General features: G+C 65.3%; 18 protein-coding genes. 11 read left to right on the top strand and 7 right to left on the bottom strand.

From position 1 onward, the window contains the following. Positions 1 to 157: 157 nt before the first annotated feature. The 3 genes from ACOGI8_RS08060 to ACOGI8_RS08050 all read left to right on the top strand — a co-directional run bounded on the left by ACOGI8_RS08060 (position 158) and on the right by ACOGI8_RS08050 (position 1,410). Positions 158 to 382, top strand: coding sequence for a helix-turn-helix transcriptional regulator (locus tag ACOGI8_RS08060; protein WP_419853290.1), 225 nt, complete (start codon positions 158 to 160; stop codon positions 380 to 382). Positions 383 to 487: 105 nt separating this feature from the next. After that, on the top strand, positions 488 to 883 hold the full coding sequence (locus ACOGI8_RS08055; protein WP_419853289.1) for a hypothetical protein: 396 nt from the start codon (positions 488 to 490) through the stop codon (positions 881 to 883). Between the two features lie 2 nt (positions 884 to 885). Then, positions 886 to 1,410 carry a DUF6036 family nucleotidyltransferase gene (locus ACOGI8_RS08050; protein ID WP_419853288.1) on the top strand — a complete coding sequence of 175 codons (525 nt, stop codon included), beginning with the start codon at positions 886 to 888 and terminating at the stop codon, positions 1,408 to 1,410. A gap of 41 nt (positions 1,411 to 1,451) precedes the next feature. Here the strand turns inward: ACOGI8_RS08050 and ACOGI8_RS08045 are convergent, their stop codons facing one another. Together ACOGI8_RS08045 and ACOGI8_RS08040 are read right to left on the bottom strand one after the other, a co-directional pair. Next, complete coding sequence (locus tag ACOGI8_RS08045; RefSeq protein WP_419853287.1) at positions 1,452 to 2,312, bottom strand: metallophosphoesterase family protein; 861 nt, start codon at positions 2,310 to 2,312, stop codon at positions 1,452 to 1,454. A 1-nt stretch (position 2,313) separates the two neighbouring features. Next, on the bottom strand, positions 2,314 to 3,267 hold the full coding sequence (locus tag ACOGI8_RS08040) for a protein phosphatase 2C domain-containing protein (RefSeq protein ID WP_419853286.1): 954 nt from the start codon (positions 3,265 to 3,267) through the stop codon (positions 2,314 to 2,316). Between the two features lie 201 nt (positions 3,268 to 3,468). Between ACOGI8_RS08040 and ACOGI8_RS08035 the strand changes: the two genes are divergently transcribed. The 3 genes from ACOGI8_RS08035 (at position 3,469) to ACOGI8_RS08025 (ending at position 5,960) form a co-directional block, all read left to right on the top strand. Beyond that, positions 3,469 to 4,509: a PCRF domain-containing protein gene (locus ACOGI8_RS08035; protein WP_419856383.1), complete on the top strand. Its 1,041-nt coding sequence runs from the start codon at positions 3,469 to 3,471 to the stop codon at positions 4,507 to 4,509. 175 nt (positions 4,510 to 4,684) lie between these two features. Then, positions 4,685 to 4,921: a type II toxin-antitoxin system HicB family antitoxin gene (locus tag ACOGI8_RS08030; RefSeq protein WP_419856346.1), complete on the top strand. Its 237-nt coding sequence runs from the start codon at positions 4,685 to 4,687 to the stop codon at positions 4,919 to 4,921. Between the two features lie 100 nt (positions 4,922 to 5,021). Continuing rightward, positions 5,022 to 5,960, top strand: a complete 939-nt coding sequence (locus tag ACOGI8_RS08025) for a hypothetical protein (protein ID WP_419856345.1) — start codon at positions 5,022 to 5,024, stop codon at positions 5,958 to 5,960. A 77-nt stretch (positions 5,961 to 6,037) separates the two neighbouring features. On the opposite strand, the gene ACOGI8_RS08020 is transcribed toward ACOGI8_RS08025, so the two are convergent. Continuing rightward, positions 6,038 to 6,544: a hypothetical protein gene (locus ACOGI8_RS08020; protein ID WP_419856344.1), complete on the bottom strand. Its 507-nt coding sequence runs from the start codon at positions 6,542 to 6,544 to the stop codon at positions 6,038 to 6,040. Positions 6,545 to 6,702: 158 nt separating this feature from the next. On the opposite strand from ACOGI8_RS08020, the gene ACOGI8_RS08015 reads away from it, so the two are divergent. After that, complete coding sequence (locus ACOGI8_RS08015; protein WP_419856343.1) at positions 6,703 to 8,010, top strand: KAP family P-loop NTPase fold protein; 1,308 nt, start codon at positions 6,703 to 6,705, stop codon at positions 8,008 to 8,010. A gap of 150 nt (positions 8,011 to 8,160) precedes the next feature. Here ACOGI8_RS08015 and ACOGI8_RS08010 read toward each other — a convergent pair whose 3' ends face one another. From ACOGI8_RS08010 to ACOGI8_RS08000, 3 genes are all read right to left on the bottom strand, one after another. Continuing rightward, complete coding sequence (locus ACOGI8_RS08010; protein ID WP_419856342.1) at positions 8,161 to 8,724, bottom strand: nucleotidyl transferase AbiEii/AbiGii toxin family protein; 564 nt, start codon at positions 8,722 to 8,724, stop codon at positions 8,161 to 8,163. Beyond that, positions 8,724 to 9,860 carry a helix-turn-helix domain-containing protein gene (locus tag ACOGI8_RS08005; protein ID WP_419856341.1) on the bottom strand — a complete coding sequence of 379 codons (1,137 nt, stop codon included), beginning with the start codon at positions 9,858 to 9,860 and terminating at the stop codon, positions 8,724 to 8,726. Before ACOGI8_RS08005 ends, ACOGI8_RS08010 begins: the two co-directional genes overlap by 1 nt. A 174-nt stretch (positions 9,861 to 10,034) precedes the next feature. Further along, positions 10,035 to 12,299 (bottom strand): hypothetical protein, encoded by a 2,265-nt coding sequence (locus tag ACOGI8_RS08000; protein WP_419856340.1) that lies wholly within the window; start codon positions 12,297 to 12,299, stop codon positions 10,035 to 10,037. A 340-nt stretch (positions 12,300 to 12,639) separates the two neighbouring features. On the opposite strand from ACOGI8_RS08000, the gene ACOGI8_RS07995 reads away from it, so the two are divergent. Continuing rightward, complete coding sequence (locus ACOGI8_RS07995) at positions 12,640 to 13,164, top strand: phytanoyl-CoA dioxygenase family protein (protein WP_419856382.1); 525 nt, start codon at positions 12,640 to 12,642, stop codon at positions 13,162 to 13,164. Positions 13,165 to 13,191: 27 nt separating this feature from the next. Here the strand turns inward: ACOGI8_RS07995 and ACOGI8_RS07990 are convergent, their stop codons facing one another. Then, on the bottom strand, positions 13,192 to 15,009 hold the full coding sequence (locus ACOGI8_RS07990) for a leucine-rich repeat domain-containing protein (RefSeq protein ID WP_419853779.1): 1,818 nt from the start codon (positions 15,007 to 15,009) through the stop codon (positions 13,192 to 13,194). Positions 15,010 to 15,221: 212 nt separating this feature from the next. Between ACOGI8_RS07990 and ACOGI8_RS07985 the strand changes: the two genes are divergently transcribed. From ACOGI8_RS07985 to ACOGI8_RS07975, 3 genes are all read left to right on the top strand, one after another. Beyond that, on the top strand, positions 15,222 to 15,638 hold the full coding sequence (locus tag ACOGI8_RS07985; protein ID WP_419856339.1) for a hypothetical protein: 417 nt from the start codon (positions 15,222 to 15,224) through the stop codon (positions 15,636 to 15,638). Positions 15,639 to 15,733: 95 nt separating this feature from the next. Then, complete coding sequence (locus ACOGI8_RS07980) at positions 15,734 to 16,495, top strand: enoyl-CoA hydratase/isomerase family protein (protein WP_419856338.1); 762 nt, start codon at positions 15,734 to 15,736, stop codon at positions 16,493 to 16,495. After that, positions 16,492 to 17,715 (top strand): CaiB/BaiF CoA transferase family protein, encoded by a 1,224-nt coding sequence (locus ACOGI8_RS07975; protein ID WP_419856337.1) that lies wholly within the window; start codon positions 16,492 to 16,494, stop codon positions 17,713 to 17,715. Before ACOGI8_RS07980 ends, ACOGI8_RS07975 begins: the two co-directional genes overlap by 4 nt. Positions 17,716 to 17,743: the final 28 nt, after the last annotated feature.

Below are 17,743 nucleotides of genomic sequence, written 5' to 3'. Positions count from 1 at the left end.
GGGTTTTTCGCCCTCGAACGCCTGCGCCGACGCGACGCCCCGAACGGCGGTGCGTGGCGGCCGTCGCGGGGTCATCTGGGGCTGCCGCGGCGGGCCGTGTCGGTTCGTGCCCGGCCAGGTCGGGCTGTGTCGGTTGCGCGATGGGACGATTCGGGTCATGAACGACAACGCACTCCCTCCGGTTGCCCAGCTGCTGAGCCGAGTCCAAGTGGAGCGGCTGACCGGGCTGTCGACCAGATCGCTGTACCGGGCGATGCGCCGCGGCGCGTTCCCCGAGCCCTTGCGGGTCAGCACGCGCAGCGTGCGCTGGCGCAACGACGAGATACAGGCATGGATCGAGGAGCGCCCGCGGTCCTCGGGCATCGTGGGCGCCGCGGCATGAGCGCCCAGCAGGCCGACTGGATTGCACCGTCGTGCCTCAGCCACATTCCGAGCGCACCCAAGTGTGCGCGAGCGGCGTCGGTAGCGTCGCGGTCGAGGATCCGTCATGGCAGCCAGCGCCGAACCCCCCAACCAGCTCGCCCACTACGTTCCCGCGCTAAGGCAGAGCGATGAGATATTCCGGTTGCGGCTGCTGCTGCACGGCTTCGGCCTGGTCTGGCAGCACTCCACCAACAGCGAGCGAACGGCGCTGGTCGCAGCCGAGCCCGACCCGATCGACGCCCGCTGGGACGCATTCGCCGCCGCGCTCGCCGAGCACCTCTGCATCGAGGCCGCACTCGAACCGCCCCGGTGGACCGCCAACCCCAGCCGACACCTCGACAGAGCGTGGTTCGCGGGCGGCTGTTTCGAGTTCGACCGTGCCCGCGTGATCGCGACCACACCGCCCGCTTTCCGCCGGCACGGCGTGTGGCTGCCTCGCAGCGAGCTCGCCGTCGTGTAGCGATGCGCCCCTTCGACGCCGACGAGCTGCACGCCGCGCTCGGCACGCTCGCCGATCGGCTGCAGCAGCGCCGCGCCAATGCCCGTCTGTATGTCGTGGGGGGCGCGGCGATGATCCTCGCTCACGGCGCCACCCATTCAACGCTCGATGTCGACGCCGCCATCGAAGGCGACTACCAGACAGTCATCGACGCCGTGCGCGGCATCGCCCGCGAGCGCAACTGGCCCACGACATGGCTCAACGAGCAAGCCACCCCCTACATGCCCCCGCCACACCGACGCGACGGCATCACCGTGCTCGACCACCCCCACCTCAGAGTCGACGCCGCCAGCGCAGCCCAGATGCTCGCCATGAAGGCCCGCGCTGCGCGGCGTGCCGACACCGGCGACGTGCGCCGGCTCGCCCGGCTCACCGGAGCCGGCTCCGTCGAGCAAGTCGAGCGCCTCGTCGCGGACGCGTTCGGCTCCAGCACCCTCGACGACCGGCAGCGCCAATGGCTCAACGCCGTCCTCGCCGCAAGAGGCTGACACGGCACGCGCGTCGACCCGGCAGACGTGGCGTTCCAGCGTCAGGTCATGTGGCTGGCGGTGAGCGTGGGCTGGGTGCTGAGATACGCGGTGCTGTTGTTCATGCCGTCGGCGCTGAGGCCGAGCACGTCGGTGGTGTTGTTGATGCGTTCGCGGTTGGTGCGGTGCCAGTGACCGTGCAGCACCAGCGCGGGCTCGGTGGCCTCCACGGCGCGGCTGAGCAGGCCCCGTCCTGCGTCGGCTGCTTGGCGGAGGTCCCACGGCACTCCGCTCATGCCCGGCCCGAGGTTGCGGACCTGAGCGGGGGCATCGTGGGTGAACAGCACGTCGAGCCCGTCGCCGAACTCCGCGTCGACGTTGGCGATGAGCCGTGCGAGGTCTTCTTCGGTGGTGGCTTCTTCTTCCCAGCGCAGTCCGTGCACTGCTGAGCCTCGCCGGTCAGGCGACACAGCGCCGCCCAGCGCGCCGAACGCCCGGCCGCCCCAGGTCCACACGCTGCCGCGCCATACCCACCAGATCGACCCTCCCAGGTGCAGCGGTCGCCGCGACGCGATCGCTGCGGCGGCTTGGGGGGTGGCGGCGTAGCGGCCCAGCGCCGGCCACACCTCGTGGTTGCCGTCGATCACCACGATCGGCAGCGGCGAGTCGTGCGCTGTCCACATGAACTCCGACTCGAGCGGGCTCAACCGCGTCCAGTGCGCGTCGGCGAGCCAGAAATCCCCGACCTGCACAATCGCGCCGACGCCCAGGTCGACTGCGAGGTCCACCGCCGCCGTGAGGTTCGGTGTGTTGCCGTGGACATCGCCCACCGCCAGCACGTCAGCAACCGCGTCGGGCCCGAGCTCGGCCGCGTCGCACCACGACCGATCGGTCGTGAACTCATAGGGCTCCCAGCGGGGCATCTCAGCCCTCCCCCGCCGCGGACGCCGCTTGTGCGCGGGCGACGCGGGCGACGGCGATGGTGGTGTTGTCGATCAGGCCGGCGAACTGGGCGGTGTCCATCAGCGTGTCGGCCACGGCGTCGGCGGAACCCCGCTGGTCGGGCGGCAATGCGAAGCCGAGGCTGAGGTCGTCGGGATCGTCGCCGAACCAGCCCCTGTCGTGAGCCATCAGGACCGGATCGAACAACCCATCGCTCGCCAGCACCACCAACAGCCCCTGATCGCCGATCCAACTCTCGACACGCTCAGTGGGCACGTCGTCGCTGAGGCATTCGAGATGGCCCAGCGGCAGCTCGTAACTGTCGCCGCGGCTGGCGCGGAACATGCCGATGCCACGGCTCACGAACCCCATCGGGCCGCCGTGCGGGGTGCTGTGCCAGCCCGGTCCGCCAGCGATGGGCACCAGAAATGCCATCGAATCGCCCACCCACGACACCAACAAGCCGCCCTGGGGAGTCCGCGCAGCGACCACCAGCGTCGTCAGCGCGATCACCGACGACACGCCCTCACTAGGGCTTCTCATCTCCGGGTGCAGCGCCCACGCGGCCGCGTTCGCCGCGTCGAACGCCGACGCCATCTCAGCGGGACTGGCGATCCGTTCAGGCAGCGCGTCCACCGCGGCCTGCGCCGCTTCGTCGCCGAACGGATGGCCGCCCAGCCCGTCGGCCACTGCCATCACCCACGACCCGTCGCCGTTCACGACCGTGCGGACGCGATCCTCCTGCCGATCCCGAGGACCGGCTTCACACCGAGTCGCGACATCAGTAGCCAAGGTCACCGCTGGTTGCTCCGTCTCGACGCTGGTGCTGCGGGCTGCACCACCGAATCGAAGGTACCGCCAAGGCACGAACCCGGCGAAGCGATTTTGTGCCGCGACAGACCGTCCCAGGATCCTCTGCGACTGTCCGCTCGCCATTCACGTCTATCGACAGTGGGCCGCTGCAGGAATGCGATACGCAGCCGTCCGTCGATCCTCCCTAGGCTGAGGCCGTTGTCCCCACGACAGCGAAGGAGCACAGCGATGAACTTCACAGCACGCATCGAACATCTCGCTTCTCGCGTCTCGGCAGTGGCCGACATGGTCGACGAGCGTTGACTACGACAACGCGCCGCTGAGCTGACCACCGAGGCAAGCCAGCCCGACCTGTGGGACCGACCCGACACAGCAGCCACGACGCTCACTGAGCTGTCACGCACCAGCACGCTGCTGAAACGCATCCAGACGGCCCGCAGCGAGATCGCCGCACTGGCCGACCTCGCCGGCGACGCCCCCGCAGACTGCGCGGACCTCGCATCGCTGCTCGCAGGCATCGAGCAGCGATGCAGCCAGCTCGAAACGCACTGCCTCGGCACTGACGACCACGACGAGTGTGATGCCTTGCTGCGGATCACCGCTGGAGCCGGCGGAACCGAAGCACAAGCCTGGGCACGCATGCTCACCGATATGTACGCCAAGTGGTGCCGACGAAACGGCTACGACGCCGAACTGATTGCCATGTCCCCCCAGCACGCCAGCGACCGCTGCACAGCCGCCGAGCTCAAGGTCAGCGGAGCGGGCGCGTACGGGCAGATGCGGGCCGAGCACGGCGTGCAGCGGTTGTCGCGCATGTCGCCCTACGGCAACGCCGATAAACGGCAGACCTCGTTCGCCCACGTCGAGGTCGTGCCGCTGCTGCAGGCTGATGATGCGGACATCGAGCTGGACGAAGCCGACCTGCGCATCGACACCTTCCGATCCTCAGGGCCCGGCGGCCAGCACCGCAACAAGGCCGACACGGCGGTGCGCATCGTGCACGAACCGACAGGCCTGCGAGCCTCCTGCGACGCCACCCGCAGCCAAGCCCGCAACAAAGCGATGGCCAAAGAAGCACTCCGCAGCCGCCTCGCACACCGACAGCGCCAACAACGAACCACCGAGATCGCCGACCTCGTAGGCCAACGAGCCGCTGCCGAGTTCGGATCCCAGATACGCAGCTACGTGCTGTTCCCACATCAGCTCGTCGTCGACCACCGAACCGGGTACAAGACCCCCAACGCCCAAGCCGTGCTCGACGGCGACCTGACCGAACTGCACCAGGCGTGGCGGACATGGAGCCGAGGACGTCAAGCCCAATCAGGCTCAGCTGCCGACGATCCACCCAGCCATCCAGGGCTGTGACCGGCGGCCAAGGCAGGCGCAGCCGCAATCGACCAGCTCGCTGCATCAGCTTTCGAGCCGACGATTACGCCGGGCCCCGTCAGGCCGTTTCGGCCCTCGGGCAGGACTGCGGCAACGCACCACTTCTGGACGTACCGTTGCCGGCACACGAGCGGATCCCGCTGGAGCGTCACCGATGCCGAAGACCTACACACTGCCCTACGCGCTCAAAGAACCCTCCGCGGAGACTGATTACATGTACCTAGCCGAAGTGCCTGTGTTGCCGGGGTGCCGCGCGTGGGGCGCGACCGCCGAAACAGCGCTGCACAACCTCGAAGGGGTCGCGGAGGATTTCATCGCGTCGTACGAGCAGCACGGCGACGAACCCCCGCCGCCCATCGCCGCTGCCGATTCGCTCGTCATCGCAATGTGACCCATCGAGCCTGACCGAGTGCGCCGTTTGACGGTATGAGCGATATGCGCGATCGTCGGAGTGGTCTGGCGGTGGCGAGTTCTCGCGTAGGGGTGTCGAGATGTGGGCGACGACGCTTGGTTCCGCGGCTTCAGGGCTGGTGGCAGCGCTCGTTCTGCATTTCATTTATCGGCTCATTCAGTCCAATTGGCCGACGAGCTACTACGCACTGAGTGACTACTGGTCGTACGTCAAGGCACTCCTGCCGAGCCGCTACCTGCTGTTCCGCTTCGGGCCGGTCGTTCTGATCAGCCTCTTTGGCGTACACCAAATGAGGACGGCCGGCTGGCCAGTGTGGCCATTCGTCGCGACCACGGCGGCGATTCACGCAGGCACGACGTCGCTGCAGGGAGCCTGGCGTGTGGTGCGGTATCGACAAGATGGCGACCGAGACGCCCCGCTCGTCATGCTGCATCTCGTCTCAGCGGCTGCGATAGCCGTGACCTGCATCGCCGCTGCGCTGCTCACGGCAACTGACCTAGCTGCACTGGTTCCCGATTACGACAGCATCAAGAACGAACTCTGGGCTGCAGCACTTGCGTCGGTGCTCACGTTCGCGTTCTTCCGCGCGATCCAAGCCCCTCAGCGCACCCTCGCGGAACTCATCAAATCGCAGCGGCAGCGCATCAGCCCCCAACTGTTCGAATATGCGCGAGCCATGGCCGACCATTGGGGACTCGATTACCACGCCATCGAAACAGTGATCCTCACCGAGTCAATCCAGCGCCCTAAGTGGTATCGACTAGGGGAGCGCATCAAGGGGCTGGTATTCCGCAAAGGCACATACGGGATCATGCAAGTCCAATCCCCGCGCCCCCTCAACGACCGTCAGTCAATCGACCTGGCACTGCGGGAGCATCGCGACGCGTTCATGTACCCGGAGGCCTATGCAGCGAAGGTCGGGCAGCCCGAATCATGGGCGCGGGAGCGATTGAGCAACTTCAACTCTTCACCGCAGTTCTTGGACCTCGCCACGGACATCTACTACGAAATTGGTTGACACGCAGTCACACGGCGAAGCGGCGTAGGCAGTGTCCCTGACGGCCACGTCGCCTGCGAGGGGCCGGAGGTATTCGACTAGTTGGCACGCGTCTGCAGCAGCCGGACGATCCAGAACGGCGTTCCTAGGAGCCCATCTACAAGGATGACTAGAAACGTCAACAGGAACATGGCCGGAAACGCCCGAACGTTCTCGGAGAGATCGCCGAACGCGGCGAAGAACCACTGAGCCGCGAACTCAGCCGTCGCAGAAAACGTCGTGACCGCTAGGCAGATCGCTGCGGCCCTCAGCCCAGGGTCCGATGTCTCACCGTCTGCGGAGCGCTCGATAGTGGCGGGGGCGATCAATGTGAGCCCTACTAGGCCTGCGGCGAGCGCGGCACCGCTGAAGGCGATCGATACATCGCTCGCGTGCTCCAGGGCCCGGACGATCTCGTGCACGATGTCCACGCCGATCGCCTGCTTGACGCCCAACGTGACGAACGCGAACACCGGTGCGAAGACAGCCGCCGCTATCGGGAAGCCGCGATTCCACCACCAACTGTCGTCCTCCGAGCCGCGCACCATGCGATGCACAACAAACACACTGCACCAGCCTTCTGTAGCCGAGTCGGCGTGTATCACCGACTGTGGGATCACCGTATGCGCTGGCCACTCAGGGCGAGTGCCGTGCGCCGACGCTGCCGGTCCGTGCTCACTAGTTGTCCCTAGCCTGACGGGGCCTTGACCTAGGAGCGTCTCGTATGTCCGACAGTCAGCCTCGTCCGACTGATCTTCGTCCTCCCGAGTTTGTGGTCACAAAGGATGATCCGTTCGGCAGCGATCAGCTGCATCGCGAGGAGTCGGTCAAGTCGTTGTGCCAAGTCATCGAGAACGCCGCTGGGCCGCTGGTGGTGTCTGTCGAGGGCGCGTACGGGACTGGCAAGTCGTCGTTTCTGCAAATGTGCGCAGCCCACCTTGAGGGGCCTGCGGCGCGCACGGTCGAATTCAATGCGTGGCAGCAAGGTCACACCGGGCGCCCGCTGATCGACTTGGTTGCCGCGCTGACGGCGGAATTGGATGAGGAGGGTTCTTGGGATTCGGTGAAGGAAACTGCCAAACAGATCGGTTGGCGGGCCGCCGCAATTCTCAGCAAGGGTCTCATTGCACGCAACGAATCCGCTGACGCCTCGGTCTTCGATGACTGGCTTGACATCGAATCCAACGTGTCCAAATTCAGAACATCGCTTCGGGCCCAGGTAGACGCACTCAAGGGCAATCTCGTGGTCTTCGTGGACGAGCTTGACCGATGCGAGCCGACCTACGCGCTCGACTTGCTCAACAAGGCTCGGCACCTCTTCGACGTGCCCGGGGTCGTGATCGTGTTCGGCGTGAATCGCGCCGAACTTGGGCACGCCGTAGAGACGCTGTACGGGGTCGAATGCGACGTAGACGGCTACCTGCGCCGATTCGTAGACCTCTCGATGCAGCTGCGGCAACCGACCGACGAGGAGTGGGCCTCCTACGTATCCAATACCTGCCTATCGCTCGCCGAGCACAGCAGCAGCGAGTTGCAGCAAGCCAGTCACATCATTCGTGACCTGCTGATTCTCGTGGCCAACAACTGCGGCGGGCGCCTGCGCGACGTGGAACAGGTTGTCCGTCATGCGAATCTCGCATTGCCCTCACGGCGGTACGAGCGAATCTGGCCAATTTGGGTGGTCTGCTTGCTGGCACTGAGGTATGTCGACCGCGACTCCTACCAACGATTTGCCAAGGGCCTCGTTGACGTTTGGGAGATACTCCTGACGATGCGAAGACACCTCCCGCTCGGCGGCGAGGGGCGACTGATGAGGCTGGATGCCATCGTGCTCCTCCTGCCCGTCGAAGCCAATGTTCCATACGACCAAGATGAATTCGTGGCGCAGTACACCGCCGTGCGGCCGGGCCAAGACGACGAAGCCCGCTCCGCACACGAGTTGTACCTGAGACTCAGTCCGATGGCCGATTTCAGTGGGCCGCGAACGCTGCCAGCCCTGTACGAAACGATCGAGATCGCCACACAGAACTAGGTGGCGTGTACCTGGCGGTTGTTGGCAGGTGGACCCCCAGAGCCTCTACAGGACACGGGGTGATTCGTCGTCTCGGTGTGCTCTCGTGCGTGGCCACGTCGCCAGGAAGCCGATCAGTCTGAGCGGTCGTGGGTCTGGCTTCGGATGCGTTCAGGCTCCTGCGCTGGACAAGAATTGCCGCACTACCGCGACTGCTTCGTTGCGCAAGCGCGCCTTGTGCTCTTGATCATCTCGGTCGGCCATGAAATTCGCATAAGCAGCCGGGCCGTCGTGGTCCGGCGATTCGAACCGCTCCCGCAAGACTCCAAGCGCCTCCGCGACCGATGTCTCGGAGCGCACAGGGCTCTGGGCTGCGACCTCGCCTGCTGCTTTCGGCCCGTTCTCGTAGTTGTTCAACGTGTAGACGAGGTCGTAGGAGTCCTTGCTGTGATGGCGATCCTGAAATGCCAGCACTTTGAGCGCGGTGAACGTCAGCACGCCGGCGACGCGAAGGGTCACGGTCGACAATCCGCCTGCGTCGAGGCGTTCAGCGGTCACCGGCACTTCGACGTTGTCCTGTGAGGTGAGACCGGCACAACGTGCGTTGAATGCAGCGAAGCCCGAACCGGTTCCTTGCTTTAGGCGGTGGATGCGACCCGGAGGTACTTGATCGGTTTCGCAGATGAACTCGACGTCAACTCTGGTGCCGTCGACGCTGTGGTGCTCTGGTGCCATCAGAATCCGATCACTTCGCGCCGCAGGTGGGCTGCCTGCTCTTGTCCTCGCTGAGGATCCCGGCTCGCGTCGAAATACAGACGACACACATTGGCGAACCAGACGCCGTCTCTTCGCGTCCGGAATGCCAAGGGAACGTCGTCGCGTTCCTGCCGAAAGACGACGTTAGGCCCCGACGTGACTTCGTCTGCTCCTATTTCTGCGCACACAGCGCGCGGATCGGCGCTCCCCGCGAGCCACACCTCGACGACTGGAACGTTGGTGAGGATGGGAGCGATGTGCGCGATCGCTGCGGCGGCCGTCAACGCGTAGCTCACGCCGATCAACTCGAGACTGTGACACACCGTCGCCGCCAAGTCCTCAGAGCCGGACGCCAACATGAAGGCGAGGTGCCGCCGGCTGCGATCACGGTGTTCCTCCACCCAGAGGTCCAACAGGGCCGAAGGCTCGACAAGGCGTCGCTGCTTGGACGGTCCTGCGCCCTGGGATGCGACGATCTCCAGGTCGACGAGTCGCTGCAGTACGCGATGTGCGAGTGCCGGGGAGACGCCAGCGTGCTCGGCCAGTTCGTTGACGTGCCACGTCCTGCCGGTGTCGAGGAGCATCGCCTGCGCTACAAGACTGGTCTTGCCCAACAGGGTCGTACGAGACTTGGGGCGCGGTCGCCGCGCTGCGCTTTCGATTCGCACGAGCAGCCCCGGCAGCTCCAAACGGATATTGCCGAGACCGTCGATCGCCCCGATGCCCTCCGCAGCAAGCGCCGCGCGTGCGCCTCCGGTCATGTCTCGCGCGATGACGACCATCGGCATCGACATGCCTCGCGCCTGGTAGATGATCTGATGAACGTTGGCGGCGTTGACGCGGGTCTTGACCTCGATCGCAATAGGAGTCGGTGTTCCCGCACCCCGTATGACAGCATCGGCACCGTCAGCGGGAGCATGGCCCGTCTGTACATCGAGTCCTGGAATGTCGCGCAGAATCTGAAGAACTTCGGCTTCAAGCTCCAATCCTATATTTATGCTTACAGGGTTATTTACAGACACCATAAATAAGATACCAAATGTAAATAACAAACCACAAAGGGATACTGCCCAAACAAGCTCAAAGGAAACACCGGCAGCTGTGTCGACGAACATCACGGCTCTCGCTGCGGTTCACACGCGCCGCGAGAAAGGCCGCGTTCCCCCCTTAGGCACCGATGGCCGCGCGCCGAAGCCGGAGAGATGCACTGGCGTCGCTATTCGGTCCGCGAAGCAGGCGTGCGCCGCTGTGCGGGCCGGTCTACGCGTTGACTTGCGGGCCAGTCCTGGTCAGGCCTCGTCGTCCAGCAGGTCGTCGAACACGCTCCGATCAGACGATGCTGCCGCGTCGTTCGCGGCTGGCGCTCGGACGTCCTCGGTCGAGTTGGCGTATGCGGCGTCCCATAGTCCTTCGTGCACGTAGTCAGCTCTTAGCCGCCTCAAGGCTGACGAGAACTCTGATGCTTCTGCGTCGTTGGGGAAATGCGCGTCGATGGCCTCCGCGAATTCCTCGATCGGGGCGCTCCAGTATTCGCGGTCCTCCTCAATCGAGCCGATGCCGACGTGCCACTCAAAGACCTGCCGTGGCCGAGGAAAGGCGCTCGCGCGTAGCCGCGACCTCAGCGTCGCCATTTCGTCGTCGGTGAGCATCGAGCGGAATTCGTCGTCTGTCAGCACGCCGAAGTCGTCACCGTCTACGCAGAAGTCGATGAGGCGCGAAGCGAATCGGGCTCTGACCGGCTCGGGGAGCAGGTCGTGCTCGTGCAATGTAAGGGTGAGGTGGTTGCTCGCGCATGCGTCGAGCATCAGCTTGGGCGTGCCTAGGCGTTCGAGTTCGTTGGGGCGTTGTTCGAAGTACTCGGCAAGGAACTGCGCCGAGCAGTTGTGGGCGAGATAGTTGTCTCGGCGATCCTCAGCACCACTTCGGTCGGGTCCTTCGGGCGGGTCCGACAGGCGTTGTGCCACCGTTGGCCACAGCGGTCTCGGGATCATCAGCGATCCGGTGATGGGTACGTCGCCGCAAACTGTGCGCCGCAGCAGCGCCCGAGGCGACATCTTGTCCAGGACCAAGTGCAACAGCTCGGGCCGGCGCGCGTAGTCGGAGAACGCGTCCGACATCGTTGGATGGGCGAACGTCCAGCCGGCCTCGCCGTCGCGTCGCACCATTGCCACTAGCGATCCGTCGAGGCTCTCGAGTGAGCGAATCACTCCCGGGAGAGTGCCGCCGAGTCGCTCGACGAGCTCCGCGCTCGTGTCGCTGAGCCTTACCGGTGAGGCGAGCCAGTTTCCCTCGGCAAATATCAGCCCGATCGCCGCGATGCTGTCAGGGTCGAGTCCCCTAAAGACGTCCAGCAACAGCTCGCGCGGCTCCGCGAGGAAGCGGTCGAGCGCCTCGCGCGACACCGGGTGGATTTGCTTGGTGAATTGCGGCTCCGACAGGCGTCTCGCGAGCTCAGGCGTGAATCCGGGGTGTTCAGCGAAACCGTCGAGGAACGGCAGCAGTTGCGAAATGAAGCGGCGGTCCTGGTTGCCGTGCTCAAGGTGGTTGTAGAGGACCTGCCGTCGCTCTTGCATCGAGAGATTGCTGACGTCGACCACCACCTCGCCATCGGCTAGCAGCGACAGCGAGTCACTCTTGAGCATCGGCTCCGCTGCCCGGAACACGTAGTCGCGGCACGTGAGCACGAACCTGCAGTCGCGCGCGATGGCAGCGCGCACTGTCGGCATAGCGGATTTCCACGCGTGAACGAGTTCGCTGCGGATCTGAGTGTCGCCGAATGCGTCGTCGAGCCAGAACAGCTGGCGCTCGCCGGGGTTCCATCGGTTCTCCAGCGTGGCCGCGTCGGTGAGTTTCACAACCTCGGTGTCGTAGACGTCAGCGCTGGAGATCGCCAAGTGAGCCGCGATGGTGGTCTTGCCTGTCATCGGAGCACCCATGAGTAGGACCAGCCCATGCTTCCTGAGTGCTTGGGCTGAGCGCTCGTAGGTTGAAGTCCGAACAAGCTTGGCGAGATCGGTCGCCATACTCTCCAAGATGGCGCTGGCCTGCTCATAGGCACGGCTGTCGAGAATCTGGGTGAGATCACCGAGCCCATACAGGCGAGGCACGAGCATTCGCAGTCGCTTGTTCTCGGCAATGGTCTCGTCGAACCACGCCGCGCCCAGACAGTGGACCTCGGCGGCGCCGGCCTTTCGGAACCTTGCGACAATCTGCTTCTCGTTGTCCTCAGTCAGCTTGGCGTTGGTCATCAGCACATAGACGTCGCATAGGCCGCGCTGAGCGAGCTTTTCCGCCTTCTCGAACTCGTCGGTGAGCATCGATGGGATCAGCGTCTTGTCCCGGATGCGGGTGTGCTTGGCCTGCAAGACGAAGCTACGGCTCGCTGCGTTGCCGCCTTCCTTCTTCCAATTGCCGTAGAACGCCCCGTCCCGGCCAGCATCGCGGCCGTCGGCAAACGCTATGAGCGTCTGCCCCAGCACCTCTCGTGCGACCGTGCGGCACAGCGACTGAAAATCATGCCAGCCAAGCTGGTGCAGATCGAAGCTCGTAATCACAACTGCCAGCCCTCAACTTGTTGGCAGGCCAGCGGCCGCACCGAGCCGCACGTCGTCCCAACGGCAGTTCGCTCCCGCCACCACACCCGTGCAGGCATCAACGCACCCTATTGCCAACACCGCATGGCGCACCCGGCCGCACCCGTCCACCGAGGGACTGGACGCACCGCCACAGCGCTGCGCAACGTTGCGGCCAGACACCACACCTCGAGGTCCTGTCCCGAGTGGTCTAGGGAACTTCTAGGGAACCAGAGTCAGAAATCGCCTCTGACCAGTGTCTATGCGTTCCCCTTAGCTCCACCCGAAACCGCATCGGCGTCCCCTCTCCGATGGCGAGCAGCTGTTCTCCAAAGAACCTGGTTCGATCCGTCGCACTGCGTTCCACCAGGACGCGCCGTACTTTCACCTGACCGGCGACCAGGCCTGCACGGTGTGGATGCCGCTCGACCGAGTCGATGCGTCCAACGGGATGATGGGCTACGTGCGGGCCTCCCACAAGTGGGACATCTACGCAGCCAACGCGTTCGTGACCCAGGATCCGATCCTCGGGTCGACCCTCGAACCACTGCCCGATATCGAAGGCAACGAGGCCGAATTCGACATCGTCTGGTGCCCGGCAGAACCCGGCGACGCGATCGTCCACCACGTCCGCACGGTCCACGGCGCCACGGGCAACACCAGCGACCGGCACCGCCGCGCTCTCGCCCTCCGGTTCCTCGGCGACGACGTGCGCTACCTCGAACGCACCGGCACGCCGGGCGACTCACAGCTGGCCCCCACCCTCACCGACGGCGACCTCATGGACAGTCCGGAGTTCCCGCTCATCTGGACCCGTTCCGACGGCGTAGTCCCAGCCAGCGGGTAAACAGCTCGGCGGTGGCCACGCCGTTGCTCATGGGCACGTCTGCAAGCCGAGTTCGTCGAGGTCGTTGTCGGCGACGTCGAGCAACGCTGCCGGTATGCAGCCGGTGAACTGGTTGCTGGAGAGGTACAGCACTGCCAGGTCGGGCAGATCGTTCAGGTAGGTGGGGATCGAGCCGCTGAGCTGGTTGTTGTCGAGGTGGAGCTGCTCCAGCTTGATCAGCTTGTCCAACGATGGGGGGATCGAGCCGCTGAACTGGTTGTTGTCCAGCCGCAGTTGTTCAAGGTCGGTCAGGTTGCCCAGTTCGGGCGGGATCGGGCCGCTCAGCTGGTTGCGGTTCACGCTCAGGTAGGTCAGCTCGGCCAGGTTGCCGAATTCTGTCGGGATGGTGCCGGTCAGCATGTTCTGATCGAGGATCAGCCGTTCGAGGCTGGCGAGGTTGCCCAGACTCGTCGGGATCTCCCCGGTCAGACGGTTCCTGTCGAGATACAGGCGCTCCAGACTGGTCAGGTTGCCCAGCTCTGCGGGAATTGCTCCCGTCAGCCGGTTGCCATAGAGGTACAGCCGTTCGAGATCGGACAGGTTGCCGAGCTCCGCCGGTATCTCGCCGGTGAGATCGTTGTCGTAGAGGTACAAGGACTCCAGCCGGGCGAAGCTGCCGAACGCCGCGGGTATCTCGCCGGTGAGGCGGTTGCCGTCCAGCCCCAGCACAACCAGATTGGACAGGTTGTTCAGCTCCCGCGGTATCCCGCCGGTGAACTGGTTCTGGCGGAGCCACAAGTACCTCAGACCCGTGAGGTTGCCGAGCTCGGCGGGGATGGTCCCGGTCAGCTCGTTCTCGTCGACGTCGAGGGTTCTGAGGTTGACAAGGTTGCCCAGCTCGACGGGGACGGTCCCGGTCAGCTCGTTCTGCCACAGCTCCAGATTGGTGAGATTGGTCATGGCGCCGAACTCGGGGGGTATCGGGCCGCTGAGCATGTTGCGGTTCAGCGACACCACACGCAGTTCAGCGGATCCGGTCAGCTCGATCGGTATCGGCCCGGTCAGATCGTTGCCGTCGAGATCGAGAACGCTGAGCCTGGCCATGCCGCCCAGCTCGCCGGGGATCTCCCCGCTGAGGTCGTTGTTCACCAACGCCAGCACCCGCAGATCGCCCAGCCCGGCCAGTTCCGGCGGTATCGGGCCGGTCAGGTCGTTGTTCCCCAGGTGCAGCGAGCGCAACCTCGACAGCCGGGCCAGTTCCGGCGGTATCGACCCGCTCAGGTCGTTGCTGTCGAGGTACAGGACGAGCACGCAGCCGTCGCTGTCGGTGGACACGCCGAACCACTCATCGATGGGAGCGGTATCGCTGAGCCAGTTGACGCTGTTCCGCCAGTCGGGCCCGCCGGCAGCATCGTAGAGAGCTGCCAGCGCCTCACGGTCGCCGGCACAGGCAGCCGGTCCGCCGGGCAGCCGCACCAAATCGGACCAAGGCGACCACTGCGGCTCGCCATAACGATGATCGCTGGCGCCGACGATGAACCAGTACGACGCACCAGGAATCAAGTGCGCAACGACATGCGACGCCTGACCGCTGTTGGCCACGCTCACCGAGCTGAACGCAGCCATCCATTCCCTGCCGGCTGCCACAGCGGCGTCATAGTCGGCCTTGGAGATCCAGCCGATCCGGAAGTAGTTCCCGTCCTCGACGGAATCCCACTGGACGACAACTTCACCGACCTGCGACCCCACGACCGCTTGCGGCTTGGGCTGCGCGGTCGGGGCCGGCTGAGCCGCAGCGGTCGAAGCGCCGGCAGCGACGACGGCAAACAAGACGGCCGCTGCCAGCGCCAACAGCGGCCTCGGCATCAGAACCGACTTTCGCCGTGCGCCAGGGTTGGCTCGTCTGAGATGCACAGTCATGATGCTCCTCCTCATGGACCCGCCGATGCTAGGGCGAGGGCGAATTGCGGCGAGCCGTGCTGCTGCCGCGGCGAAGACAATCGAAATATATTGGAATACTGTGATGATTGCTGTCTACCGTGCAGTGCTGTTGCTCTCAGCTAGTGGCAGGAGACGCCATGTCGGAACAAGATCGAGCCCGGCTCTACGCTTGGCTGCGTGAGCACGCTGGCGAATCTGAGGCGGAATACCTGATGTCGTGCCTCGCCCCAGCGCCGCTGTCAGACCTGGTCACCAAGGACTACCTCGACGCCACGCTCGACGCCAAACTCGACGCCAAGCTGTCCAACTACGTCACCAAGGACTACCTCGACGCCACGCTCGACGCCAAACTCGACGCCAAGCTGTCCAACTACGTCACCAAGGACTACCTCGACGCCGCACTGTCCAAGTACGTCACCAAGGACTACTTCGACGCCCAGCGCAACGCCGACCGCGAGGAGGCGGCGCAGCGTCACAAGGTGCTCATCGGGGCGATCATTGCCATGGGCGCGGCGCTGATCGCTGCCATGTTCGGCGTCGCCGCTATCGCCTGAGCCACCACAACGCCCTAGGCGCTCGCTCCGCGGCCGCTCACGACCGCGCCGCCTGAAACCTGCGGGGACAGCCGAGCGTCGGGCAAACTTGGCTCATGTCCGACCATGTCCGGCTCGAGATAGACGGCGCCGTCGCCGTGGTCACGATGGCCAAGCCGCCGCACAACCTGCTCAACGGCGCCTTCATCGACCAGCTGATCGGGGCCTTCGAGAGCGCAGCAGACGCCGGTGGCCGCGCGATCCTGCTCCGCAGCGAGATGAAGCACTTCTCGGCCGGCGCCGACGTCGACGGGTTCGGATCGGAGGATGGCCGCGCCCAGGACGCGGCCGCCGTCCTCGAACGACTCGAGGGCGTGCCGCTTCCCACCATCGCCGCCGTCGGGGGCCTCGCGCTCGGCGGCGGATTCGAGATCGCCTTGGCCTGCGATTTCATCATCTGCGGGGCCTCGGCCCGGCTCGGACTCGTGGAAGCCACCCTGGGCCTGATGCCGTTGCTCGGCGGAGTGCAACGCGTCGTGGATCGAGCCGGCGCGAGCCGCGGCAAAGAGATCGCAATGTTCGCTCGCCGCCACGATCCTGTGCTGCTCGAGAAGTGGGGCATCGTGAACGTCGTGGTGGAAGACGACGAACTGGAGAATGCGTCACTGTCGTGGGCCCGCCAGTTGGCGACGGGCCCGAACGTCTCCTACGCCGCCATCAAACGCCTGGCTGCTATCACCACCAGCGAGGGTGTGCGAGCCGCTGATGTGGTCCAGGACGAGGCCGCGAAGCCCGTGTGGGCCTCAGAAGACCTCCAGACCGGTATGACCGCCTTCGCCGAGACCGGTCCCGGCACCGCGATCTTCCAGGGCCGATGACCGCCCCGCTGGACGGCGTCAAGATCGTCGACTTCACCCGGGTGCTCGCCGGCCCCCATTGCACCAAGCAACTGCGCGACCTGGGCGCATCGGTGGTCAAGATCGAGCCCCCCGCACCGGACACGGGCCGAAGCGGCCAGCCCCACGTCGGACCGATGTCGCTCTACTTCGCCCAGCAGAACAGCGGCAAGCGCGCCATCAGCCTCGACCTCAACTTCGTCGAAGCCCAGGACATCGTGCGCCAGCTGGTGGCCGAGGCCGACATCGTGGTGGAGAACTTCCGGCCCGGCACACTCGACGGCTTCGGCCTCGGATACCAGGATCTTCTCGCCGTCAACCCGACGCTGATCATGGTGTCGATCAGCGGATACGGCCAGACCGGTCCGTGGCGCAACCGGCCGGCGTTCGCCCCGACGGTGCAGGCCGAGTCGGGGTTCACAGAGATCATCTCGCGCCACTATGGCGACACGCTGACCTCAGTCGAGAACGACGCGTACAACCACGCCGACGTCTACACCGGCCTCCAGGGCGTGATCGCCACGCTGGCCGCGCTGGCGCACCGCGACCGCACCGGCGAAGGGCAACACGTCGACGTGGCCATGGTGCACTCGATGCTCGCTGTCAACGACCGCGTGAGCTACGAGTTGTCGGGCATCGACGTCGAAGGCGAACCGTTGGCCCTCAGCGCGCCTGAATCGCCGGTGTTCGAGCTCCCCGACGGCCAGCTCATCACGATTGCGGCCAGCCCCGTGGCCACGTTCGTGTTCCAGCGCTATTGCGCCATGATGCGCCGTAACGACTTGCTGCTCGACATCCGGTTCATCACCCCCGAATTCCGGCGCGAGAACTGGGCCGAGCTGCATGCCGAGATCCGCGATTGGGTGCTGACGTTCCGCACCATCGAAGAGCTCGAGGCCCAGGTCAGTGAGGCTGGGCTAGCGGTGGGCACCATCCGCACGGTGTCGGAGATCGCCGAGTCCGAGTGGGCCACCGAACGTGGAGCCATCCGCGAGGTGGACGACCGTGCCGGGGGCACCGCTCGCGTCCCATCGCCGCCCTGGAAGTTCAGCGCGGGCGAGCTTCCCCCCGCAGGCCTGGCGCCGTTCCAGGGCGAGCACAACCGCGAGGTCCTGGCGGAGCTGGGGCTGTCCGACGAACAGATCGACAAGTTGCACGACACTGGCGTGATGATCGACGGCGTGCCGTCGGGCGTCGGCTGACCGGCGCGGCGGCGGCCAGGAGCGGCGT

It is taken from the genome of Candidatus Poriferisodalis sp. (assembly GCF_965204195.1).
Classification (GTDB): Bacteria; Actinomycetota; Acidimicrobiia; order Acidimicrobiales; family Poriferisodalaceae; genus Poriferisodalis.
Note: the sequence above shows the minus strand (reverse complement) of the source record. Positions and strands in the feature narration are given on the sequence as shown.